Genomic DNA, 24,642 nt, shown 5'->3' with positions numbered 1-24,642 from the left:
GCGCACCGCCCGCCGACCGCCGCCCGCCCGCACCCCCCTCTGCGGGCGGGCGTCACCCACCCGGACGGCACGGAGAACGCCGGCACCGTTCCCCCCGGGCGGTGAGCGCCACGCACCCCGGGCCACCGCCGCCCGCCCGGCATCGCCCTCCCGGGATCACAGCATGATGAGCAGCCGGGTCTGCGGCTTGAGCTTCCGGTTCACCGAGCGGCTCTGCACGTACACCTCCAGCTTGGGGTTGTTCCCGGCCTTCACGGAGACGGTCCCCTGGATGCCCGTGCCGAAGAGCAGACTGCGCGCCGCCTCGCCCGTGTAGGCACGGTCGGTGTCCTTCTCGACCACGACGACTTCCTTGTTGGGCTGCACCAGGGCCCGGGCACCCAACTGGTAGTAGCAGGCGCCGCGTTCGTACTTGACGCCCGGATGCGAGTCGACGAAGGGCCGGATCTCCATCTCCTTGTCCACCTTGAGGAGCCGGTACCGGTCGGCCGGTATCGGTTCGAGGGTCGCCCGCACCTCGTCCACCGATATGTCCTGGCCGACGGCGAACAGGTTCTTCGTGCCGCGCACGCCCTGCTCGCGGCCCCGGAGGAAGCTGGTGGCGGCGGCACGCACGGTGCCGATCGCCTCCTCGACGCCCTCGTGGGAGTCCGCGTCCCAGATGGCGATGTTGCCGGCCGGGAAACCGTAGTTCTGCGCGGTGCGCTTCGCCAGGGAGTTCGGGACGAGGATCGCGGACGTCCAGTGGCCCGGAAGCGAGCCCATCTTCGCCGTGATCCTGTCGAGCCAGGGGCCCAGGATGGTCATGTCACCGTCGTGCCGCCGGTCGCCGCCGGAGGCGTTCTCCTCGCCGTCCGTCACCACGATCTGGAGGAAGCTGTGCTCGCCGTACTCCTCCCAGATGTGCCCCAGGTCGTCCAGCGACTTCAGCGACGCCTCGATGAGCGCCGTGGCACCGTTGTTGACCTTGTACAGACCCCGCATGGAGGGCAGATGCTTCACGTCCATGTCCCAGACCAGGTTCTCCACCCGGTGGTCGAAGGAGTAGAGGCTGATCCGCGTCTCGTGCCCGAGACTGTCCGACTCGGCCTTGAGACCGGCCACGAACTCGTCCACCACACGGATGAGCTGACTCTGGTGCTGATACATCGAACCCGAACAGTCCACGACCAGCGCGACGTGGTTCACCTTGTGCTGGATCTTCTTGGCGGACACGCTTCCGCTCCCCCTCCGCTGCTCTCCGAGTAGTGCTTGAACTCTAGGAGGGGGCACTGACATCGCCGCCGGTGCCCGGTCCCGGTGGCCGTGGCCCGGCCCCTCCCCGGCCGGCCCGGGAACGGCGACGCGATCCGAGCGCCGGTTCACCGACGTCACGTCGGCCCGGACTGACGGCGAGGAGGCAGCAGGCCTGGCGGAGGCCCGGAAATGGGCATCACGGTCGGCGGAGCCGTATCTCGGAGCACGGCCCCGCTTTCCCGCCTTTCGTCTGCCTCCGGTTCATGCGAGGAGGAGCCGAACGCCAAGGGTTGTCCCGCATTCCGGTTCCGGTCCGCGCCGCACGGCTCCGGAGTCGCGCGGACTCCGCTCCTCAGTACACCGGCGCGGAGATTCCGGCCATGTCCTCACGGCGAGACGACTCGTAACTCCCGGGTCCGGCCGGAGATAACCGGCCACCCGGAGGAGGGGGAGTCGTGGGGAACATCCAGACCTTCTCCGGCCCCGGCCGGCGCACCGACGGCACGCAGGAGACCCACCCGAGTTGGGCCGCGGCGACTCCGGCGGCGAAGCGGTTCTGAACGCCCAGCACCTCGATGATGCGGGCTATTCTCCGCCGCACCGTCCGGACACTGACGTCCAGATGGCGCGCTATGGGCTCATCGCTCGGGTAAGTCACCAACAAATTCAGCAGCTTGAGGTCGTCCTCGGAAATTGGGCATGCCTGTGACGAAGTCATCGATCCCCCCGTAGAAGCGATACGGATTCACTTCAGAATGTGGTCGGCCTGCGGTTCCCCCCGAGAACTCAGGCGACCCCGATGGTAAGTCACCCGAATGCGGTAACTCAAGAATGGCTTTTCGGAAACACCATCACGCCGACAGGGCGTTACCCAAAATTTCCGAGGTCTTCGCGGACAAACCTTCGAATCTTTCGAGGGACCGCAACGTTCGCAGGACTTCCTCGCGTCGGGACGGGTCCAGTGCCCGCCATGAGTTGAAGCATCCCGCGAGACGCGCCGCCACTTGCGGGTTGACGGCGTCGATGCCGAGGATCTGCTCGGCGGCGAAGGCATAGCCGGAACCGTCGGCGGCGTGGAAACCCAGGGGGTTCTCGAAGCAGAAGGCGATGATCAGCGCTCCGACCCGGTTGGGGTTGGCGGCGGAGAACATCGGGTGGTCCATCAGCCGCCGGACCCGCCCCAGCGTGTCGGGGCGGCGGCTCCTGGCATGGACGGTGAACCACTTGTCCAGCACCAGCGGATGGTCCCGCCACCGCCGGCCGAACTCCTCCAGGACGGCGTCGCCATCGGCGCGGTCGGCCAGCGCCGTGAGCGCCGCCATCCGGTCGGTCATGTTGTCCGCCTCCGCGTACTGCCGGTGCAGCAGCCCGGCCACCTCGGAGGTGTCCAGCTCGGCCAGGTAGGACAGGCACATGTTCTTCAGCGCGCGCCGGCCGGACTGCTCCGCGTCGAACACGTAGGGGCGGCCGTCGTCCAGCCTGCGGTAGCACTCCAGCAGCGGTCCGTGCAGCGTCCGGGCCAGCTCCGCACGGGTGGTCCGCACCACATCGGCCAAGCGGACCGGATCGACCTGGTCGAGGGCACCGAACAGCGCGTCGAACCCGGGGAGTTCCAGCATCAGCGCGGCCGCCGCCGGCTCCGGGCCCCCGGGGCCCAGCAGGCGCGCCAGGGCGTCCGTGAACGCGGAGGGCAGCGGCACCGGTTCCGCGCCGCCGGCGCGGTAGCGCTCGAGGAGCAGCTCGGTGACGTAGGAGTGGAGAGACTCCCAGCGTACGAAGGGATCGTCGTCGTGCGCGGCGAGCAGAATCCGTTCCCCGCCGGTCAGGGGCGCCCGCACCCGCACCGGCGCGGAGAAGCCGCGCAGCAGGGACGGCACGGGCCGGGCCGGGACATCGGCGAACGTGAGCGTGGTGACCGGCTGCCGCAGCTCGAAGACCCGCTCGGTACCCGCCGGGGCGTCCTCGTGCGCGAGACGGAGCGGCACGCGGCGGCCGTCCGGACCCAGCAGCGCGACGGCCAGGGGGATGTGCAGCGGCTCCTTCTCCGGCTGCTTCGGGGTGGGGGGACACGACTGGCGCACGACCAGCGTGTACGTGCGGGCCTCGGCGTCGTACTCCGGTTCAACGTCCAGGACCGGGGTGCCGGCCTGGCTGTACCAGCGCATGAACTGCGTCAGGTCCGCGTCGTTGGCCTCGGCCATGGCCTCGACGAACTGGTCGCACGTCGCCGCCTGTCCGTCGTGCCGACTCAGGTAGAGCCGCAGACCCCGGCGGAACCCCTCCTCTCCGAAGAGGGTGTGGAGCATCCGGATGACCTCGGAGCCCTTCTTGTAGACGGTCCAGGTGTAGAAGTTGCTGATCTCCCGGTACTCGTCCGGGCGCACGGGGTGGGCCTGTGGTCCGGCGTCCTCGGTGAACTGCCGCTCGCGCAGGGCGCGGACGTCGCGCACCCGCTGGACGCCCGGACTGCGCAGGTCCCCCGAGAACCGCTCGTCCCGGTAGACGGCCAGGCCCTCCTTGAGGGACAGCTGGAACATGTCCCGGCACGTGACCCGGTTGCCCGTCCAGTTGTGGAAGTACTCGTGTGCGACGACGGTGTCGACCGCGGCGAAGTCGTCGTCGGTCGCGGTCTCGGGATCCACCTGGACGTAGAGGCTGTTGAAGATGTTCAGCCCCTTGTTCTCCATGGCGCCCATGTTGAAGTCGTCCACGCTGACCAGCGTGTACGTGTCGAGGTCGTACTCGAGACCGAACTTCTCCTCGTCCCAGGCCATGGCCTTCCCGACCGCCGCGAGGGCGTGGGCGCAGCGGGGCAGCGCGCTCTCCTGCGCGTACACCCGCACCGTGACGTCGCGTCCGGACCGGGTGCGGTAGGAGCCCTCCAGGTGGCCCAGGCGGCCGGCGACCAGCGCGAACAGATAGCTCGGCTTGGGGTGGGGGTCGGCCCAGGTGACCCAGTGGCGGCCGTCGGCCAGACGGCCCGAGTCCCGGCGGTCGCCGTTGGACAGCAGGACGGGGAACTGCTCCTCGTCGGCTATCAGCTTGCAGGTGTAGGCGGCCAGGACGTCGGGCCGGTCCGGGTAGTAGGTGATGCGGCGGAACCCTTCCGGTTCGCACTGCGTGAGCAGGGTCCCGCCGGAGGCGTAGAGGCCGGTGAGGGCGGTGTTGGCCTTGGGCTCCAGCACGGTCACGACGTCGAGGACGGTTCGTCCGCTCTGGGGCGGGAGGGTCAGCCCGCCGGCGTCGAGGGCGAGGTCTCCGGGGCCCGGCTCCCGTCCGTTCAGGTGGACCGACTCCAGGTTCAGATCACAGCCGTCCAGGCGGAGGGGCTCCGACTCGCCGTCCGTCCTCCGGGGCAGGAGCACGGTGCGCGCGGTGACGCGGGTGCGGGCGGGATCGAGCTCGAAGGTCAGATCGATGCTCTCGACCAGGTAGGCGGGCGGCCGGTAGTCACGCCGGCGGACGAGGGCGGGGTGGTCGCTGGTCTTGCTCACCGTGTGTCCTGTCTCGTGGTCCGGCCCGGCGCGGTGGCCACCGTGGTGGTGGTCCACCGCGCCAGGGATGGCATTACCGCTGGTAGACGCCTCGCTCCTGGAAGGTGCCGAGGACGTGCGCAGTGATGGCGCTCATGGCGTTGTTGACCCGTTCGGCCGTGACCGTGTTGTCGTTTTCGAAGGCCAGCTCGAAGGTGTGGGCCCGGACATCCCCTTTCTCGTAGAGATCGGTGACACGGGCCCACGCCAGCTCCAGCGGGCAGACGGCCTCCATCTCCTCGCGCACCTCGTCGGTCGTCAGGCCGACCGGCAGATGGAAGGCGACGTCGCGCCGCAGCAGCGGGTACTCGGGCATGTCGGCGGCCGGCTCGGCGGAGGCCGTGCCCGAGGCCGCGGCCAGGGCCGTCCAGTCCAGTTCGAAGTACAGGACCCGGTCCGTGCGCAGCTTCCAGTTGGCGGTCACCGACGGGTGGACCTCGCCGCACAGTCCGGCCTCGCGTCCGTCGACGAGGAGGTGGGTGAAGCGGGTGGGGTGCATCAGCTCCGCCATGGGCGACGACTCCTCGGAGGCCCGCCGGAACCCGAGCCGGGAGCCGCAGGCGTGGGCCATCTCCTCCAGGACGCCTTTCAGGTACCAGAAGTCGAAGCCCTGGCCCCCGTTCTGCCATGCCCCGTGCGTCTCCTCGCCCCACAGCATGCCCCACAGGACGGGCCGCTCGCGGTGGTCGTCGGCGCCGACCGCCTCGAAGAGGTGGGTGAACTCGAAGTACTTGCCGCAGGTCAGGCTGCGCCGCTGGTTGTAGTCCGCGATGTCGAGCCCTTGGAGCAGGGCGTTGTTCTTCAGCAGGGAGAAGTTGCGGTCGATGGCGTTGCGCAGCTCCACGTGGCGGGCCAGCGGCGACCCGGCGGAGACGCCCAGCCGCTCGTGCGCGGTACGGCTGTAGAAGCCGTCCGTGATCACCTCGAAGAAGCCGTAGCCGACGAGCACCTGCTCCAGTGCCGTCCGCGTCCGCTGGCTGGGCGTCGGGGCCTTGCCGCCGCCCGTCTCCGGGAGGACGGCGGGGAAGCTGTCGAAGCTCCACATCCGGCCGATCTCCTCGTACAGGCACTCGGGGTTGAAGACGTCCCACAGACGGTGGCCCGGGACCCGGACCCGCAGCACCCGGTCCTCCTCGTCGTCCTTCCGCACGGAGAAGCCGAGGCAGGTCAGCCGCCGCTCGACGGCCGCGGGGTCGAACGGGACCGCGTAGTACACGTCGAGGGAGTCGAGGTCCAGCCTGATCTCCCGGTGCGCGAGCCGGGCATCCGGCGGGCAGGCGGCCTCGGCCCAGGTGCGGGGCGAGTCCGGGGCCAGCGCGCCCCACTCGTCGAGCAGCGCCACCGCGCGGGCCGCACCCGCCCGGACCAGGTCCGGGTCGCCGCCGCGCTCGAAGCGGGTGGCGGCGGCGGTCTGGCGGTTCAGCGCGCGGGCGGCCCTGCGGACGGCGACCGGGTCGAACAGCGCCGACTCCACGAGGAGGCGGCGGGTGGACTCGGTGACGGCGGCGCGGCGGGCGCCCATGACGCCGGCGACCGCCACGATGCCCTCGTCGTCGGCCACGACCGTCAGCCCGGCCGGGATCGCGACCGGCGCGTCGGCGTCGAGGAGCAGGACCGTCTCGCCCTCCGCGGACGGGCGCACCCGCAGGGGGCCGGCCAGCCGGTCGGCGTCGTAGACATGCAGCGGCTGGCCGATCTCGCGGCCGACGAGGTTGCCGGCGTCGACGGGGAGGAGGCCGGTGTACTCGTCGTTCAGCCGCAGGGCGTCCGCCCACTCGTCGGGCAGCCGGGCGCCGTCGCCCTCGGCCAGGGCGCAGCGGGCCACGCCGAACGCCAGGCATGTGGGGGTGTCCACGACCGGGGCGGCGGACTCGTCCGCGGTCAGCGGCGCCAGTGGCGGCAGGGGGGTGGGGACCTCGAACCGGCCGCCGAGCTCCCGGGCGATGCCCGCATAGCAGTGATGGTCGCCCCGGTTGGCGAGCAGTTCCAGGGTGACCACGTCGCCCTGGGCGGTCTCTTGGAGGCGTTTGACCTCGATGCCGACGTCCTCCAGCACCTCGCACGCGGAGCGGGCGGAGGCCGGGAGTTGGGGGCGGTGGCGGCGCAGCAGGGCGAGACTCACACGCACAGCGCGGGCCTCCCGTCCAGGGCACGCAGCAGGCGCAGGTCACCGCGGTAGATGGGGCGCAGTTTCGAAAGGCCGTACATCTGGGTCGTCATGCGCGACAGTCCCCAGCCGAAGGCGAATCCGGAGAACTCCTCCGGGTCGTATCCGAACTCCTGCAGAACATTACGGTGAATCATTCCCGCACCCATGATGGTGACCCAGCCGGAGTCGTGGCAGGCGGAACATCCGCCGCCGCGGCACAATCCGCATTCCACGTCGATTCCCACGGAAGGCTCCGTATAGGGGTAGGACTTCGGCTTCAACCTGACCCGGCGTTCGCCATAGAGCTCCCGGGCCAGATGAACGGCGACTCCCTTGAAATGGGCGAAGGTCAGTCCCCGGTCCACCCAGAATCCGTCGAGCTGGTGGAACATCGCCAGGTGGGTGGCGTCCACCGCCTCGTTCCGGTACACGCGTCCGGCCACCACCACCTTGACGGGCTTCCCCCCGGCCCGGGCGAGGACCCGGGCCTGGACGCTGGTGGTGTGGGTGCGCAGCAGGCGCTGCTCGTCGACCCAGAAGGTGTCCTGCATGTCCCGGGCCGGGTGATCGCGCGGGATGTTCAGGGCGTCGAAGTTGAAGTAGCTGGTCTCCACTTCGGGCCCCTCGGCCTGCTCGAAGCCGAGCCGGCCCATGATCTCCACGCAGCGCAGCTCGACCACGCGTACCGGGTGCAGCGCACCGCGCCGCGGGGCGGTGGAGGGAAGCGACGGGTCGATCCAGTCCTCGGCGATCCGGCGGGCGGTGGCCTCGGCGGCGATGCGCTCGGCGGCGTCCTCCAGGACGCGGGTGATCTCCTCCGCGACGCGGTTCACGCGACGGGCGAACTCGATGCGTTCCTCGCCCTCGTACTGCTTGATGGAGGCGCGGGCCCGGCGCACCAGTCCCTTGCCGCCGAGCCATTTCACCCGATGCTTTTCCAGTTCCCCGGCATCGGTCAGTGCGGCAATCTCCGATGCCGCACTGCTCGCCGTCTTCTCCAATTGGGAGACTTCCATTCCCCACTCCTCGCGATGGCCGAATCGCTGTAACTTTCCGTACACGGCCAAGCACTCTAGCGCAGGCGGGCAATCGATCCCCCGGCCGACCAAAGGCCGGACACCGCCCGCCGGTTGATCCGGCGCACCCGTCAGACGTTCCGTGGAGCGGAGGGGCCGCCGCCCGGGGCGGGCGGCCCCTCCGCCGGGACTCAGGCGTCCTCGGAACCCAGGCTGACCTCCTCCAGCGCGAGCAGCAGCTCGTCCTGATCGATCTCGGCCGCCTCGGGCCCTCCTCCTCCGGCCAGGAGGTCGCGCAGCACCGTCTCGCACCGGTCCAGCCACTGCCTGATCTCACCGGCGGAGTGGACGGCCGGCGAGAACTTCACCGCCAGCTCCAGTTCGCCGCCGGCGACGACGGCCGCGATGTCGATCAGGTAGTGGCGCTCCGCCTCGGGGCTCTGCTCGGCGCCGAGCGATCCCGGCACGGCGGCGAACAGCGGGTCGGTCCTCTGCCCGGCGCCGTCGAAGACGCCGAGGTAGTTGAAGCTGACCTGGCGCTCCGGCAGGCGGCGCAGCGCGTGGTCCGGCGGACAGGCGTTCCCGTGCCGCAGCAGTCCCCACTCCTGGTCCCTCCCCCGCAGCTCGGTGAGCGCGCGCCGTACCCGGGGCACCGCCTGTCCCGGTGCCGCGCAGCCCGCCAGGTCGAGGCGGACGGGCGCGATGGCGGTGAACCAGCCCACCGTGCGCGACAGGTCGACCGGCGACTGGCCGTCCAGGCGGCCGTGCCCCTCGACATCGACCGCGATGGCCTCGGTGCCCGCCCACCGGGTGAGGCTCCAGCCGACCGCGGTGAGCAGGACCTCGTACACGCTGGTCTCTCCCAGCCGGTCGAGCAGGTGTGCCGGGATCCTCCGGGTGAGGATCTCCGTGCCGCCCTCCAGCGGCGGCTCGGCCGGCTCGCCGGGCAGCCTGCCCCAGCCGCCCTTCAGCCGCCCCGCCCAGTCGTCGGCCAGCGCTCTGCCGTCCAGGCGGACCGCACGGCGTTCCATCCGGCGGGCCCAGGCCAGATAGCCCGTCGTGACGGGGGGCAGCTCGGCCACCGCCCCGCGTGTCCGGGCCTCCAGCAGCAGCCGCAGGTCCTCCTCGATGATCCGCCACGACACCCCGTCGACGGCCGCGTGGTGGATCACCAGCACCAGTACGGCGGTTGACCCCTCGGCGGGGCGGACCAGCACGGCGCGGACCAGCGGACCCGTCTCGGCGCTGACCCCGCGGTGCAGGCCGGGCTCGACCTCGTCGGCCACCGCCGCGGGATCCTGCCCGGCCGGCACCTCGACCACCTCGAAGCGCAGGCTGCCGGCGGCGGACTCGCCGGGGACCAGTCGCCGGCCCTCCGGCGTCCCGGCCAGCCGCATCCGCAGGGCGTCGTGGCGCTCGGACAGCGCGACCAGCGCCGCCTCCACGAGCCCGGGCTCCAGTCCGCCGCCGACGCGGTAGCGCATGCTCATCGTGAGGTGGTCGCGCACCTCACGCCGGCCGGCCTTCTCCAGCCACCAGCCGAAGACCGGCGGTACGGCGGCCGGGGAGAGGGGGTCCCCGTCGTCCTCGTCGTCCAGCGCCACGCCGGCCAGCCCGTCCCGGCCTGCCAGGTGGGCGAGCAGGGCCGCGGCCGTCTTGTGCTCGAACAGGTCCAGCGGGCTGAACCGGAAGCCGCGCTCGGCCGCGCGGGCGACCACCTGGATGGCCCGGATGGAGTCCCCGCCCGCGGCGAAGAAGTTGTCGTCCTCGCCGACCTCCGAGGCCCCCAGCACGTCGCGGAACACGTCCAGCAGCGCCTCGGTGTGGCCTTGCCCGACGGCCGCGGCCGGCCGGGCGGCCGAGGCCGTGCGCGTCCGGCGCACCCGGGCGGGGTCCACGCCCACCGCGGCCGCGACCCGTGCCGGGTCGTCCACGCCGTCGGCCTCCACCTCGTAGCCGACCGCGTCGAACGGGAGCAGTCCGGCGACCGCGTCGCCGGATGCCGACAGACCGATCAGCAGCCGGTCCTCGGCGGATTCCAAGGCCGTGTGCAGCGAGGCCAGGCCCTGTGCGGGCGTCAGGCTGCCGAAGCCGCGCCGCTGGGCGAGCTCCACCACGGCGGAGGGGGTGCCGGAGGCCATGCCGACCTGCTTCCACATGCTCCAGTCCAGGCAGATCCTGGTGCGGCCGGTCCGCCGGGCGCTCCACAGAGCATGCGCCGACTGGTAGGCGCAGGCTCCGGCGTACTCGGTGAAGCCCGCGCCGCCGAAGAAGCCGTTGACGGAGCTGAAGACCACCAGCGGCGTGGCGCGGTCCGCCAGCGCCTCCTCCAGGGCGTGGCTCGTGCGCACCCGCGTCTCCGCGCGCTGGAGCAGCCGCGGCGCTGTGGTCTCGTCGGGGGCGGCCAGCGCGTCGAGCTGTTCGGTCACCGATCCCTCGCCGGCCAGGTTGAACACACCGTCCAGGGGCCCCCAGTCGCGTTCGGCGGCGTCGATCGCCGCGCGCAGGGCGTCCGCGCCGGCGGCGTCCAGCCGCACATACCGGATCTCGCCGGCCCCGCCGGGTCCCGTCTGGTCGGCGAGGTGGGCCAGCACCCCGCCGCGGGCGTCCCCGGGCCCGGCCGGGCCGCGTCCCGCGACCAGCACCCGGGCGCCGAAGCGCCGCAGCAGGTGCTGGGTCAGGTGGGCGCCGACCCCACCCAGGCCACCGATCACCAGGTAGGCGCCGTGCTCGCGCAGCACCCGGCGGGGCACCTCCGGAACGGCCGCCCCGGTGAGCGCCCGCAGCCCGCGCACCAGCCGGGCACCGTCGCGGTGGGCGACCTGTCCGGTCCCCCGCAGGGCGCACTCGGGGAGCAGCGCGTCCTCGGGGGCGCCGTCGACGAGGGCGACCCGCAGCCGGGGGTGCGACTGGGCCAGGCTCTCGGCCACGCCCGGCAGCGCGGCGTGCGCGACGCTCGGCTCGTCGCCGGTGACGGCGACGGCGGCACGGGTGGCCAGCACCACGGCGGGCGTCTCGGGCCACCGGGCCGCGGCCCGGAACAGCGCCTCCCAGGCGGTGCGCGCCTCGCGCAGGGCGCGCGCCGCCGTCTCGGCGCCGTCGTCGGCGGGCGGGGTGTTCCAGCGGGCGTCAACCACCGCGTCCAGGCCGCCGAGCCGCTGGGCCGCCGCGTCCAGCAGGGCGTTCACGTCCCCCTGGTGATCCGTCCGGAAACGCGCCCGGCCCTCCGCGTCGAACCCGTCGAACGGGGCGCCCGGCACGGCCGACAGGGACGCCCCCGCGGGGGCCCGCCCGCCCAGCCAGAGCACGCGGCCGGCGCCGGCCGCGGCCGGTGCCTCGGCCGGCCGCCACTCCGGTACGAAGTGCCAGGCGGGAACCGTGGCGCGGTTGCCGATCCCGCTGTCGCGGCGCAGGGTGATCCGGTCGGCGAACTCCCCGGCGTGGAAGCCCTGGGCGAGCACCGGGCGGCGGATCTTGCCGATGGCGGTGCGCGGCCATGCGTCCGGGCCGATCTCAACCAGTGCCACCGGACGCAGGCTGTGCTCGGAGATCAGCGCCGCCTCGATCGCGGCGGCTTCGGCCGCGCCCGCCTCGGTCGAGCTGTAGAAGACGGCCAGGTCGTCGGTGACGGCCTCGGGGCGGCGGACCGGGACGGCCGCGCAACAGCCCTGCCGCACGCCGGGCACGGCCTCCACGGTGTTCTCCAGGGCCCGTGCCGCGTAGTTGAGCCCGTTGATGATCAGGACGTCCTTCTCGCGGCCGGTGACCACGAGGCTGCCGTTCACCATGAACCCGCAGTCGCCCATGCGCAGCCAGCCGTCGGGGGTGAACGTCTCGGCGTCGGCCTGCGGGTTGCGGTAGTAGCCGTTCATGATCTGCGGGCCGCTGACCTCGATGCGTCCGCTCACGCCCTCGGGGCACACCCGGCCCCCGGCGTCCACCACCCGCAGCGAGATCCCCGCCATGGGGGTACCGACCTCGGCGAACGGGCTGCCCTCGCCGGGCAGCGCCCGCTGCACCGGGCTGTCCAGCGCGGTGTCGCTCAGCCAGTGCACGTAGTCCTGCCGCCCGGCGACCAGGTTGTGCGCGCCGATGATGGCGGAGCTGGTCTCCGTCATGCCGAACACGGGCTTGATGACGTCGCCGCGCAGCCCGTGCGGGGCGAGCAGCGCGAGGAAACGCTGGTTGCCCTCGTGGGTGACCGGCTCGCCGCCGTTCTCCCAGACCTTGACCGGACTGAGGTCCCAGCTGCCCTCGGCGATCTTCTCGGCCTGCTCGTTGACGAGGTTGAAGCCGAAGTTGGCCATCCAGCTGATGGTCACCCGGTACCGGTCGAGGAGGTCGAGGATACGGGTGGGGTCGGCCAGCACCCACCCGGTGTCCGCGTGCACCTGCTCGTTGGCCAGGCACAGGTCACGGACGTGGTGCTGGACCAGTCCGCCGACGTGGTCGACGCCCAGCCAGTTGAGGGAGACCTCGTCCGCCAGGCCGAACTCGTGCCGGATCGACTCCGCCAGCGACACCAGGTTGCGGTGGGACAGTGCGACGCCCTTGGGCGCGCCGGTGCTGCCGGAGGTGAGGATCATGAGGGCGGGTGAGCGGGGTGCGGCCTCCCCGGCGGGCAGCGGGTCGTGGGTGCGCGCCTCCTCCAGGGTCAGCAGCTCGGCGGTCAGGCCGCGCCGCCGCAGAACCGGGCCCGTGGCGTCCCGCTGCGCCTCGGTCGTCAGAATGGTGCGGCCGGTCAGCATGGTGTCCGGGCCGCACAGGTGCCACAGCGGGTTGCCCGCGGCGTCGTACGGGGTGGCCGGGGTGAGCGGCACCGGCAGAACGCCGATCAGGATGCACGCCCACACGCCGGTGAAGATGTCGCCCGCCGCCGCCGCGTGGACGATGACCTCGTCGCCGTGCCCCAGGCCACGGGCCCGCAGATGGGCGGCCACCCGCGACGCCCGGTCGAGCAGTTCGGCATAGGACATCCGGTGCTCGCGGCCCTCGCCGTCGACGAGCGGGATGCCGCGGTCGGTCGCGGCGGCCCTCCGCAGCCGGTCCACCAGGTCGTCGTCGGCCGGCGCCAGTCCGGGTCCCTTCGCCTCGGCCGGCCGGGTCGCCGGATAGTGCCCGCCGCCCGCCGCGAACCCCTCGGGCAGCGGCAGTTCGGCGCCCTGCGCCGGTACGGGCACCGCACGCAGCCGCACCGGCTCGCCGCCGTCCCCGGCCAGCTCCCGCCCGGCCAGCTCCAGCAGCAGGTCGTCCGGTGGCGCGTCGGCCGCCAGCCCGGCCGGGTCCACCCGACCCGCGTCGTCGCGCGGCAGCGCGGGCACCCGGCACACGCTCAGCGGCGCCGCCCACGCGGGCAGGGCGGCCGAGAGCCGCGCCACGGCCCTCTCGCCGGGGCCGTCGCCAGTCGCGCACAGCACCAGGCGGGCCCGGTCGGTGTCCGGGTCGCGGGCCACGAGCGCGGCGTCCGGCAGGCCGGCCGCGGCCAGTGCGCGGGCGGCGGCGGCGGGGGACAGCCGCCGCCCGGCGATCCGGAGCGCGTCCAGCCCGCGCAGATCGAACTCGACCGTGCCGTCGCTGCGCTTGCGGGCCCGGTAGTCGGTGACCCGGGACCGCTCGGCCGGTTCCGCGCGTACCGCGGCGAGGGTCGCGTCCGCCGTGTCGCCGACGACGGGCAGGCGTCCGGCCAGGGCGAGCAGTCCCCAGGCGTTGACCGGCAGCGGGCGGCCCGCCGCGTTGCACACCCGGTGGCGCCCGTACACCTCGCCGCGTTGCGCCCGCCCGCCGTCCGGTGTGTGCGCGCGGGTCGCCGCGAGCACGAAGTGGTCGCCGAAGCCGTGCAGCCGTGCGTCGTCCGCCCGCGGCGCCCCGGCCGTGCCGGCCCCCCAGGTCACCCATCCGGCGAAGGCGCCGTCCGCCGCGAGCCCCGGGTCCGCGGCGAGCCGCCCCGCCGGGCACACCAGCACGGCGTCCGCGTCCGGGGCCGCCGGCCCGTCGGGCCGCAGCGACAGATGCTCCACTCCCGTCAGCCACGCCTCCAGCACCAGCGGGAGCCACGCGTCGGCGCGCCAGTCGGCGAGCACCGCGACAGCCCCGTACGACCGGGCGGGCAGCCGGAGACGGCCGAGGGAGGCCGGCGGGTGGGCGACGCAGCCGACCAAGTCCTCCGACACCAGCAGGGCCGCGTCCACCTCGGCCGGCTCCCCGGCCCTCGACCGCGTCACCCGCCCGGCGACGTCCAGGACGAGGCGCGAGGGCCCGTCCGCGGTGCCCGGCCCCACACCCGGCACGGCACCGGAGAGCCACGCCGCGAGGCAGCCGACCACCGTCTCCAGGGGTCCGGCCGAGGCCACGTGGACCAGTTCACCGGGCCGGGCCGCGTACTCCGCCAGGGACTTGGCGAGTCCGTCGACCCAGTCGGCCAGGGTTTCGCCGCTGTGCGTGTCGGCCGCGACGGCGCGGCCGCGGGCGCGCAGTGCCGCGAGCACCTCTCCGGCCAGTACGGCGGTGTCGGTGGCGTGTTCGAAGGGGCGGGTCGGCACGGCAGGCACACTCCTCGGGTCGGACTCGGATCAAAGCTGCGACGGAACGGCGGAGGGGGCGGCACCCGCCGCCGGGAGCCCGTTCTCCCGCTTGCGTTCGGCGGCGAGCTCCAGCCACGCGGCGAAGAACGCCCGGTTGTTGGCGCGCCAGCGGTTCACCGGCCGCTCGGGGTCGTAGTTGAGCGGGACGGGCGGCGACTGGCCCTTCCTCAGCGCGTTGTGGTATTCCTCCGCCAGCCGCTCGGTGGGGTAGTCCTGGTGCCCCTGCAGCATCAGGTGGGCGCCGTCGGCGGAGACGACGGTGGTGTGGCCGGACTCCTCGGACCAGTCGAGCGGCACCAGCCGGCCGTCGGCGACGGCCTTCCCGAAGGCCTCGGGCTCCATCTGCGCGTACCGGCTCTGCGGCAGCCAGTAGCGGTCGTCGAGGCCGCGCATCAGCGGGTGTTCCGGCGCGATGTTGGTCATCTCGATCACGCCGGAGATCTTGGCCGGGAAGTGCTGCTTCTCGATTCCGAAGAAGACCTTCCCCACGACCTGGGCACCCCAGCAGACACCAGCGATGGAGCCCACCCGGCCGTCCGCGTCCCGCAGGGTCCCGACGATCTCGTCCCAGTACGTCGCCGCGGTGAAGTCCGGGTTGAGGTCCATCGCCGCGCCGGTGAGCAGCAGCGCGTCGCAGTCCTCCAGGACTGTCTCGTCGTAGTAGTGGTGGGTGGCCGCCAGGATCTCCTGGTTGCTGCTGCGGTAGGGGTGATTGCGGACCCGGATCCACCGCACGTCGGTTCCCGGGGGCAGGACCTGCGCCATGTAGTCGAGGTAGATCTCGGCCTGCGGCATCAGGTTGATGACCGCCAGACGGCGGCGGGCGGGCGCCGCCGCCTCGGTGCCGTCGCCGGCGGGCGGGGTGTTCGGCGATGCGTTCACTGGGACACCTCGGTGTGCGTCTCGGGGGCCGGTTCGGTGGAGGCGAGGGCGGCGAGCAGCCGGTCGGCGACCTCGCCCGGGTGCGCGCGGACGAAGTAGTGGTCACCGGGGAGCACGGCCAGTTCGTGGCGCGGAGCGAGCAGGCCCCAGCTGTGCCAGCCCTCGGCGTACCCCTCGGTCAGAGGGTCCTCGTCTCCGATCAGGCAGGTCAGCGGGGTGCGCAGCAGGCCGTCCGGGTTCTCGGCGGCGCGGTTGAGGGCCTGCCGGAAGTAGCGCCTCGCCTCGGTGCCGTCGTGCCGCAGCAGCCGGCCGATCACCTCGGCCTCGTCGTCGCTCAGGTCGTTGAAGCCGCCCAGTTCGGCGAAGGCACGGGCCAGTTCGCGGTCGCTGCGGCCCGCGAACGGGTCGTCGGCGAGGTCGTCGCCCGCCGCGGGCGGGTACGACGCGGCCACGATCAGGCGCCGCACGTCGAGGCCGTCCGCCTCCAGCAGCCGGGTGATCTCGGTGGCCAGTGCCACGCCCCCGCAGTGCCCGTACACGAGCAGCGGGCGGTCCTTCAGCTCGCGGGCCGCTTCCGTCACGGTCCGGGCGATCACGTCGACGGCCTGCGGTGCCTCGTCCGTGCCGTCGTGCTCGTGGCCCGGGAGCCGTACCGCGTACACCGTGAGCCGGTCCGCCAGGGCGTCGGCCAGTGGCTGGTACACGCCGGCGTGACCGCCGCCGTACGGCACGCAGATCACGGCCGGTGCCGCCGGCGCCGGCTCCGCGCCGCTCAGCCGGACCAGGGCGTCGGCCTCCCGGCGCCCCTGTCCGAGGTGCTCGGCCAGGGCGCGCACGCTGCGGTACTGGTAGAGCGCGGTGATCGGGATCGTGTGGCCGGGCACGCGGCAGGCGCGCAGCGCCTTCAGGGAGTTGCCGCCCATGTCGAAGAAGCTGGTCTCCACATCCAGGGCGGACGGGTCGACGCCGAGGACGCCGGCCCAGTGTCCGGCCAGCGCCGCCTCCAGCGCGGTACGCGGCTCCGCACGGTCCGCGGCGGCGACGGTGAACCGGGGAACGGGCAAGTCCCGCCGGTTGACCTTGCCGTTGGCGGTCAGCGGCAGCCGCTCGAGCCGGACGAACGCCTCGGGCACCAGGTGGTCGGGCACCCGGCGGCGCAGCCACGCCCGCAGCTCGGCGTGGAGGGCGTCCTCCGCCTCCCCCGCGCTGCCCCCGGCCGGCACCACGTAGGCGGCCAGGCGCCGGTCCCCGGCGGCGTCCGGCGGCGCGGCCACCAGGCAGGTGTCCACGCCGGGGTGCTCGCGCAGCACGGACTCGATCTCGCCCAGCTCGATCCGGACACCGCGGATCTTCACCTGGAAGTCGATGCGGCCGAGCAGCTCGATCGTCCCCTCCTGCCCGAACCGGGCCAGGTCGCCCGTGCGGTAGAGCCGGTCGCCGGGCCGGTCGGACCAGGGGTGCGGCACGAACTTCTCGGCGGTCAGCTCCGGCCGGTCCAGGTACCCCGCCGCCAGGCCGACTCCGCCGAGGCACAGCTCGCCGGGCACTCCGACGGGCACCGGCTCCATCCGCTCGTCGACGATGTACGCGGTCTGGTTCACCATCGGCGTGCCGTACGGGATGCTCCGCCAGGCCGGGTCGACCGCGCCAACCGGGTAGGTGACGGAGTCCACCGACAGCTCGGTCGCGCCGCCCGCGCTGACCACCTGGGCCGCCGGGAAGGACGCGCGCACCCGGTCGGGCTGCGTCAGCGGGATCCAGTCGCCGTCCAGAACGGTGAGACGGAGCCCCCCGGTGCTCCGGCCGCGCTCCTCGGCGACGTCCAGCAGCGCGTCCATGAGGGCGGGCGCCGAGTGCCACAGGGTGATGCCCTCGCGGTCGATCAGGTCCAGCCAGTGCTCCGGGTCCTTGGCGCGGTCGGCGTCCGGGAAGACCAGGACGCCTCCCGCGTTGAGGCTGCAGAAGAGATCGCACACGGAGATGTCGAAACTGAGCGAGGAGACGCACAGGGTGCGGTCCCCGGGGCCCATGGCGAACCGGCGGCAGTAGTCCTCGACGTTGTTGATCCGGCCGCGGTGGTCGAGCATCACGCCCTTGGGCCGCCCGGAGGAGCCGGAGGTGTAGATGACGTACGCGAAGTCGTCCGGCGACACCGTCAGGTCGAGCGGGGTGGTGGGCTGCCGGGAGATGACAGCCCGGTCGGCGTCCAGCGAGAGCGACGGGATGTCCAGCCGCGCGGCCACCTCGGCTCCGCCGCCCCACGTCAGCAGCGCACGCAGGCCGGCGTCCTCCACCATGTAGCCGATCCGCTCGGCGGGATAGGCCGGGTCCAGCGGTACGTAGGCGGCGCCCGCCTTCATGGCGCCCAGGATGCCCACGACGGCGGCCGTGGACTTCTCGGTGCACAAGCCGACCCGGTCCCCGGGCCGTACACCGAGGTCCCTCAGCTGCCGGGCGACCTGGTTGGCGCGGGCGTCCAGCTCGGCGTAGGTGAGCCGGCCGTCCCCGGCGACGACCGCCGGCGCGTCGGGCCGCTGCGCGGCCTGCCGCTCGGCCAAGCCGTGGAGGGTGCGGTCCAGGTCCAGGTCGGCGCCGGTGTCGTTCCACCGGCGCAGCACCCGGTCGGCGTGCTCGCCGGCCACCGCCCCGGTCTCCCAGAGGAACCGGTCGGGTTCGCTGCCCAGGCGCTCGACCAGCAGCCGCAGCTGGTCGAGCATCGCCCCGGCGATGTCGTCGTCCAGGCGGTTGCGGTAGTAGGTGAGCACCAGCATGACCTCGTCACCGGGGAAGGCGCGGACGGCGACGGGGTAGTTGGTCGGTCCGCTCCAGCCGTAGTCGGTCAGCCGGATGCCGCCCCAGTCCTCGGTGTGGCCGTCGTCCAGCGGGTAGTTCTGGAAGCTGAGCAGCGTCTCGAACAGCGGCTTGCCTCGCTCGACCTCGGACAGCTCCTGCACCCGGGCCAGACCGGTGAACTGGTGCGCCTGGAGCCGGAACAGGTCCCGCTGGATCTCCTCCAGCCAGTCGCCGACCCGCTTCGCCGGGTCGATGCGCACCCGCAGCGGCACAGCGTTGATGAACAGGCCGACCATCTGCTCCACACCCGGCAGTTCCGGCGGGCGGCCCGCCGTGGTGGAGCCGAACAGCACCTCGTCCTCGCCGCTGTAGGCGCCCAGCAGGCGCGCCCAGGCGGCGTGCGCCAGCGCGCTCAGTGAGACACCCCGCCGTGCGCACTGCTGCTGCACGGTGGCGCTCGTCCCGCGGTCGAGGGTCACCGACAGAGTGACCTCGGTGCCGCCGCCGCCCTCGTGCACGCCCTGGCCGCGGTCGACGGCGAGCCGGGTCGGTGCGCCGAAGCCGCGCAGGTACTCGCGCCAGAACGTCTCGTCGGCCCCGGCGTCGCGCTCCCCCAGGTACCGGATGAAGTCACCGAACGGCCGTGCGGGTCCGGTCACCGGCGGCCGGCCCTCGCCGACCAGCGTCGCGTAGCACTCCAGAGCCTCGTGCAGGACCAGGCCGAAGCTCCAGCCGTCCAGCAGGATGTGGTGGTGGCTCCACACGAAGTGGTGCGTTTCGTCGTCGACCTGGCGGGCGATCAGCCGCATCAGCGGGGCCTTCGCCATGTCGAACCCGCGCTGCCGGTCCTCTCGGAGCAACTGCTGCCAGTCGCCCTCGGGGTCCGGCCGGCCGCGCCAGTCCGCCCAGTCCAGGGGGACGCGGACGGAACGTCCCACGAGCTGCAGCGGTTCCTTCAACCGCTGCCAGGCGAACGCGGTCCGCAGGACGGGATGCCGCGCCACGACCCAGTTCCAGGCCTCCTCGAAGGCCGCCCGGTCCAGGCTGCCCCTGATGCTGCAGCGGATCTGCTCGAAGTAGGTGGGTTCGCCCGGCCGGCTCAGGGTGTGGAAGAGCAGGCCCTGCTGGAGGGGGGAGAGCGGATAGGCCGCCTCGACGTTCTTCGCCATGTGTCCTGGTGTCCCTAGAGGTTCTCGGTGGCCGTGACGTACGGCAGCGGGAAGTCCCGGCACAGTTCGCGTACGGAGGCGGTGACCTGCTCGCGTACCTCGCCGGGCAGCTCGGCGCCGTCCCCCGGAAGGGCGCGTGCGCCGGTGAGCACGGTGTCGATCAGGGCGGCGCAGCGCTCCATCTGCGCCGGGCCCATGCGCCGCAGGGCGACGGTGTTGCTGCCGAGCCGAACCCCGCTGGCGACGGTCGCGCCGCGCGTGTCACCGGGGATCTTGTTCTTGTTGACGAGGATGTGGCACGACTCCAGGGCGCGTTCGGCCGCCAAGCCGTTGAGGTGCGGCGGTACGCGGAACAGCACGATGTGGTTGTCGGTACCGCCGCCGATCACCTCGTACCCCCGCCGTGACAGCGCCGATGCCAGGGCGTCGGCGTCTGCGCGGATGCGCCCGGCCAGCTCCTTGAACTCCGGCCGCAGCAGCCGGCCCATGGCTCGGGCCTTGGCGGCGATGGTGTGCACCTCGGGGGAGCCCTGCATCAGCGGGAAGACCGCACTCTGGATGCGCTGCGACAGGGTGCGGGAGTCGCCGTCGCCGGTCCGGTCGGCATCCCGGCCCATCATGATCAGGCCGCCCCGCGGCCCGTACAGCTGCTTGAACGTGCAGGTGGTGGTGAAGTGGGCGGCGTCGATGGGGCTCGGGTGCAGCCCGGCAGCGACCAGTCCGGCGATGTGCGTGACGTCGGCCAGCACGTACGCGCCGACTTCGTCGGCGACCGCGCGGATCCGGTCGAAGTCGACGACCCGGGTGTACGAGGTCGTGCCGCAGACGATCATCCGGGGCCGGTGCTCCAGGGCCAGCTCGCGCAGCTGCCCGTAGTCGATCAGGCCCTTCTCGTCGAGCCCGTAGCTGTGCACGTCGAACAGCTTGCCGCTGAGGTTGACGGGCGAGCCGTGGGTGAGGTGGCCGCCCTGGTCCAGGGCCATGCCGAGGATCGTGTCGCCGGGCTTCAGCAGCGCCTGCATCACCGTGTGGTTGGCGAAGCTCGCGCAGTGCGGCTGGACGTTGACGTAGCGGGCCCCGAAGACCTTCTTGGCCCTGGCGACGGCCAGTTCCTCCGCCCGGTCGACGTACTGGCACCCCGCGTGGTAGCGCTTGCCCGGGTAGCCCTCGGCCGTGACGTTGACGATGCTGGAACCGACGACCGCCATCACCGACGCGTCGGTGCCGCCGCTCGACGCGACCAGGGACAGCGTCTCCGTCTGCCGGAGATGCTCCCGCTCCAGCAGCTCGAACAGCTCCGGGTCGTCGCGCCGCAGCGTCGCGATCCCCTGGTCCAGATTCCGCCCGATATGACTGTCGTGCATATCTGTCTCCTCAGATCCCGTCACCATGCGTCGTCGTCGAGCAAGGCGTGAACAGATGCGTGCGGATCGGCCAGGCCGGCCTCGGCCAGGGCCAGCCAGTCCTGCCGGAAGCCCTTGACCGTGGCCTCCTCGAACAGCGCGGTGCGGTAGGCGAAGATCCCGGACAGCCCGCCGCCGGACTCCCACAGGACCGCCGACACGTCGAACCAGGCGACCGTGCCGTCCGGGTCCAGCGGCCGCAGCGGGGTGTCGCCGAGCCGGTGCCGGACGCCGTCGCCGGTCTCCCCGCCGGACTGCAGCGAGAGCACCGTCTGCACGAGCGGCGGCCGGGCCGCGTCCCGCGGCACCCCGAGCTCCTCGACCATCGCGTCGAACGGGTGGCGCTGGTGGGCGAAGGCCCCCGACAGCGCGTCACGCACCCGGGCGAACAACTCGGCGAAGGTGGGGTCGCCGCCGGCGTCGATCCGCACCGGCAGGGTGTTGACGAAGCATCCGAGAAGACGCTCGGCCTCCGCCCGGTGGCGGCCGGCCACGGGCACGCCGACGAGGAAGTCCTCGGACTGCGTCAGCCGGGCGAGCCAGGCGGCATACCCGGTCATCAGCCAGGCGAAGAGGGTGCCGCCCGAGGCCCGGGCCGCCTCCCGCATCCGCGCCACCGTGTCCGCCCCGACGTGCACGGGCAGCCAGGCGCCCGCGTAGTCCTGCTGCGCGCCGTACGGGAGGTCGGTCGGCAGATCCAGCTCGGTGGGCGCGCCGGCCAGCGTCTCCCGCCAGTAGCGCGCCACCTCGGTCTGCGCGGGGGTGGCGTCGAGCCCGCGCTCCCAGGCCGCCCAGTCGGCGAACTGCAGCTCCCCGTCCCCGCCGGGCGGGGTGCCGCCGCGCCGCAGCGTGTCGTAGTCCCGGGTCAGCTCCTCCAGCAGCAGGTTCATCGACCACTCGTCGCAGATCGCGTGGTGCAGCACCACCTGCAGCCGGCCGCGCGCCGGGTCGGCCGTGTCGACCAGCAACAGCGCACGGGCGGCGCCCGGCCGGGCCAGGTCGAACGGGCGGCCCGCGTGGTCCCGCAGCAGCTCGTCGGCGTCCTGCCGCGTCGCGTCCCAGCCGGCCACCTCGAAGTCCCAGGTGCCGTGCGGCTCCACCCGCTGGACCAGTTCGCCGTCCTCCAGCACCAGGCGGGTCCGCAGAATGCCGTGGCGGGCCACCAGCCCGTCCAGCGCCTGCCGCAGCGCCTCCGCGTCGACCGGGCCGTCCAGTTCGAAGGCGGTGGACACGTTGTAGGCGCCGGAGGCCGCGTCCAGTTGCTGGAGCAGCCACATGCGGCGCTGGGAGTGCGTGGCGGGCGCGCGGTCGCGCGCCGGGTCGTGGACCGGCCCCCGCACCGCCGGAAGTCCCTCCGCCGGCCGCCCGTCCGCCGGCCGCCCCGCCAGGTACGCGGCCAGGTCGCGCAGGACCGGGTGGTCGTGCACCACCTCGAACGGCAGGTCGAAGCCGAAGTCCAGCTCGACCGCATTGCCGAGCTGCACCTGCATCAGGGAGTCGCCGCCGAGGTCGAAGAAGTCATCGTCGCGGCTGACGGTCTCGCTGCCCAGCAGCGCGCACCAGATCGCCGCCAGTTTCCGCTCGGCGTCGGTGCCGTCGTCCTCGGCCAGCCGGGAGGGCTCCTCCGGGGCCTCCCGCGCCGGGGCCTCGTGCGCCGGAGTCTCCCGCACCGCGCCGGCCGTTCCGCGCGCCCTGGGCTCGATCCAGCAGCGGGTCGGCTCGAACAGCGCGGTCGGCACCGACGCCCGCCGCCCGTATCCGCCCAGGAAACGCACGCAGCGCTCCCAGTCCACCTCCGCGCCCGCCTCGTACAGCGCCGCCAGCGTGCCGAGCAGCCCGGTCCGCGGATCCTGCCCCGGCGCGACCGCGGCGTCGACCAGCACGCCCCGGTGGCGGGGCGCCAGCTCACCCGCCAGCTCCGACAGGCGGCCCCGCCAGGGCGCGACGAACACCGGGTCGCCCTCGGCGCCGATGGTGGCGAAGACGGTCTCGGTGCGCCGCGCGTCGGGATCCGCCACCGCGCCCAGCGCGGCGAGGCCGCGCGCCGCGGCCGGCAGGCCGGAATCGCCCCGCAGCAAGTCGACGAGCACGTTGCCGCTGCCGTGCCCGATGACGATGCGGTCGGACAGACCGGCCTCGAACAGCGCCCGCACCACGGTCTGCCGGTCGATCAGCCGTTCCGCGGCGTCCCGCTCCCCCGCGGTGACACCGCCGAGCTCCGCCCGCCGCTCGTCCCGCCACGCGGAGAGCGGGGGGAAGGCGTCGGCCCAGGCGCGCACCACGTCCGGGGCGGGCCCGTCCTCGTCCGGCAGCAGCGTGATCAGCGCCGTCGCATCCGGCACTCGGGTGACCTCCGTGCCACCTGCCGCCAGCCGCTCCAGAGCCTCGGCCGCCTCCTCGGCCGTCGCCGCCACCACACAGGACCGCCACCGCTCGTGGTCGCGCCCGGTCGCCTGCACGTACGCGACGTCCGCCAGCACCGACGGCTCGGGACGGGCCCGCAGGTGTGCGGCCAGCCGGCCCGCGTGCCGCCGCAGGGCGCCCTCGCTGCGCGCCGACACGGGGACGAGCACCCGGCGCGGCTCCGCGTCGGTGCTTCCCCTCCGCGCCGGCGGGGCCTGCTCCAGAACCAGGTGCACGTTGGTGCCGGTCAGGCCGAAGGCACTCACCCCGGCGCGGCGCTGCGCGGGGGCGTCCCACGGCTCGGTGCGCGTCGACAGGCGCAGCGCCGAACGACCGGTGTCCAGCAGCGGGTTGGGCTCGGTGAAGTGGGCGGAGGCGTAGCGACGGCCGCTGCGGAGCGCCACCGCGGCCTTCAGCAGACCCGCCGCACCGGCCGCCGAGTCCAGGTGGCCGATATTGGACTTCACGGAGCTGAGCACGCAGAAGCCCGTACGCTCGGTGCGCCGGCCGAAGGCGGCCGACAGGGCCTCGAACTCGATGGGGTCGCCGAGCCGGGTGCCGGTGCCGTGCGCCTCGATCAGACCCAGGGAGCCCGGGTGCACACCCGCGGCTTGCCACGCCTGCAGGAGCAACTCCTCCTGCGCCTCCGTGCTGGGTGCGGCGAACCCGTTGCTGCGCCCGCCGTCGTGGTTGGCGGCACCGCCGAGTATCACCGCGTGGACCGGGTCGCCGTCCTCCTCGGCACGGGCCAGCGGCTTCAGCAGGAACACCGCGCCGCCCTCGCCCAGCCCGGTGCCGTCGGCGGCGGCGTCGAAGCTGCGGGACCGGCCACCGGGCGACACGATGCTCTCGCTGCCCGGCGCGGCGGCCTCGGGCGGGCTGCACAGCAGCCGCACGCCGCCGGTCACGGCCCAGTCGGCCTCGCCCGACGACAGCCTGCGGCAGGCCTCGTGCACGGCGGCGAGCGCGGACGAGCACGCCGTGTCGATCGTGAGCGCGGGTCCGCGCAGATCGAGCAGGTGCGCCACCCGTCCCGCCTGCGCGGCGGGCAGCAGCCCGGTCACCAGGGGGGCCTCGGCCGGGTCGGCGAGCTCCGAGTACGTCTCGCGGCCGGTACCCACCACCACCGTCGTACGGCTGCCCCGCAGCGCCGACAGCGGATAGCCCGCGTCCCAGATCGCCCGGCAGGTCAGCTCCAGCAGCAACCGCTGCTGGGGGTCCATCTGCCGGGCCTCGCGCAGCGACAGCCCGAAGAACGCGTGGTCGAAGGTGTCGACGCGGTCCAGCAGGGCGGCTTCCGACAGCGTCGCGCCGGGGCCGAGTCCGGCGTCGCGCCTGCGGTCGTCCGGTACGGGGCGCACCAGGTCGGCGCGGGACTCCAGCAGCTCGGCGAGCCGGTCCAGGTCATCGCCGCTGCCCGGAAGCGCTGCGGCGATGCCCACGATGGCGATGGGCAGGGCGGGGGCACGGTCCATGG

9 protein-coding genes are annotated in these 24,642 nt (G+C 73.4%); all 9 read right to left on the bottom strand.

Annotated features, from left to right (window positions below):
• Positions 1-156: 156 nt before the first annotated feature.
• The 9 genes from IF83_RS0105355 to IF83_RS0105310 all read right to left on the bottom strand — a co-directional run bounded on the left by IF83_RS0105355 (position 157) and on the right by IF83_RS0105310 (position 24,640).
• Positions 157-1,215: a vWA domain-containing protein gene (locus IF83_RS0105355; RefSeq protein ID WP_030542855.1), complete on the bottom strand. Its 1,059-nt coding sequence runs from the start codon at positions 1,213-1,215 to the stop codon at positions 157-159.
• 872 nt (positions 1,216-2,087) lie between these two features.
• Positions 2,088-4,730: an aminopeptidase N gene (gene pepN, locus IF83_RS0105345; protein WP_030542854.1), complete on the bottom strand. Its 2,643-nt coding sequence runs from the start codon at positions 4,728-4,730 to the stop codon at positions 2,088-2,090.
• A gap of 73 nt (positions 4,731-4,803) precedes the next feature.
• A complete protein-coding gene (locus IF83_RS0105340) occupies positions 4,804-6,897 on the bottom strand; it encodes a phenylalanine--tRNA ligase beta subunit-related protein (RefSeq protein WP_030542853.1) in 2,094 nt (697 codons plus the stop codon).
• Complete coding sequence (gene pheS / locus IF83_RS0105335) at positions 6,888-7,934, bottom strand: phenylalanine--tRNA ligase subunit alpha (RefSeq protein WP_078843181.1); 1,047 nt, start codon at positions 7,932-7,934, stop codon at positions 6,888-6,890. Before pheS ends, IF83_RS0105340 begins: the two co-directional genes overlap by 10 nt.
• Positions 7,935-8,125: 191 nt before the next feature.
• On the bottom strand, positions 8,126-14,473 hold the full coding sequence (locus IF83_RS0105330; RefSeq protein WP_030542851.1) for an AMP-binding protein: 6,348 nt from the start codon (positions 14,471-14,473) through the stop codon (positions 8,126-8,128).
• Positions 14,474-14,503: 30 nt separating this feature from the next.
• The gene (locus tag IF83_RS0105325) at positions 14,504-15,397 is read right to left on the bottom strand and encodes a homoserine O-acetyltransferase/O-succinyltransferase family protein (protein WP_051722477.1); all 894 of its coding nucleotides are present in this window, start codon (positions 15,395-15,397) and stop codon (positions 14,504-14,506) included.
• Positions 15,394-19,359, bottom strand: coding sequence for a non-ribosomal peptide synthetase (locus tag IF83_RS0105320; protein ID WP_051722476.1), 3,966 nt, complete (start codon positions 19,357-19,359; stop codon positions 15,394-15,396). The genes IF83_RS0105325 and IF83_RS0105320 overlap by 4 nt, the downstream gene beginning before the upstream one ends.
• Before the next feature lie 14 nt (positions 19,360-19,373).
• Positions 19,374-20,723 (bottom strand): serine hydroxymethyltransferase, encoded by a 1,350-nt coding sequence (locus tag IF83_RS0105315; protein ID WP_051722475.1) that lies wholly within the window; start codon positions 20,721-20,723, stop codon positions 19,374-19,376.
• 20 nt (positions 20,724-20,743) lie between these two features.
• Entirely contained in the window at positions 20,744-24,640 is a 3,897-nt protein-coding gene (locus IF83_RS0105310) for a condensation domain-containing protein (protein WP_030542847.1), read from the bottom strand.
• Between the last annotated feature and the right edge of the window lie 2 nt (positions 24,641-24,642).

Origin of the sequence: Streptomyces albus subsp. albus (assembly GCF_000719865.1) — a bacterium.
GTDB classification, from domain to species: Bacteria; Actinomycetota; Actinomycetes; order Streptomycetales; family Streptomycetaceae; genus Streptomyces; species Streptomyces albus_E.
This window is presented reverse-complemented; position numbering and strand designations above follow the sequence as displayed.

Coding starts and splice junctions, on each gene's coding strand:
- IF83_RS0105315 (WP_051722475.1), bottom strand. CDS start 20,723: ATGCACGACAGTCATATCGGGCGGAATCTGGACCAGGGGATCGCGACG.
- IF83_RS0105310 (WP_030542847.1), bottom strand. CDS start 24,640: ATGGACCGTGCCCCCGCCCTGCCCATCGCCATCGTGGGCATCGCCGCA.
- IF83_RS0105320 (WP_051722476.1), bottom strand. CDS start 19,359: ATGGCGAAGAACGTCGAGGCGGCCTATCCGCTCTCCCCCCTCCAGCAG.
- pheS (WP_078843181.1), bottom strand. CDS start 7,934: ATGGAAGTCTCCCAATTGGAGAAGACGGCGAGCAGTGCGGCATCGGAG.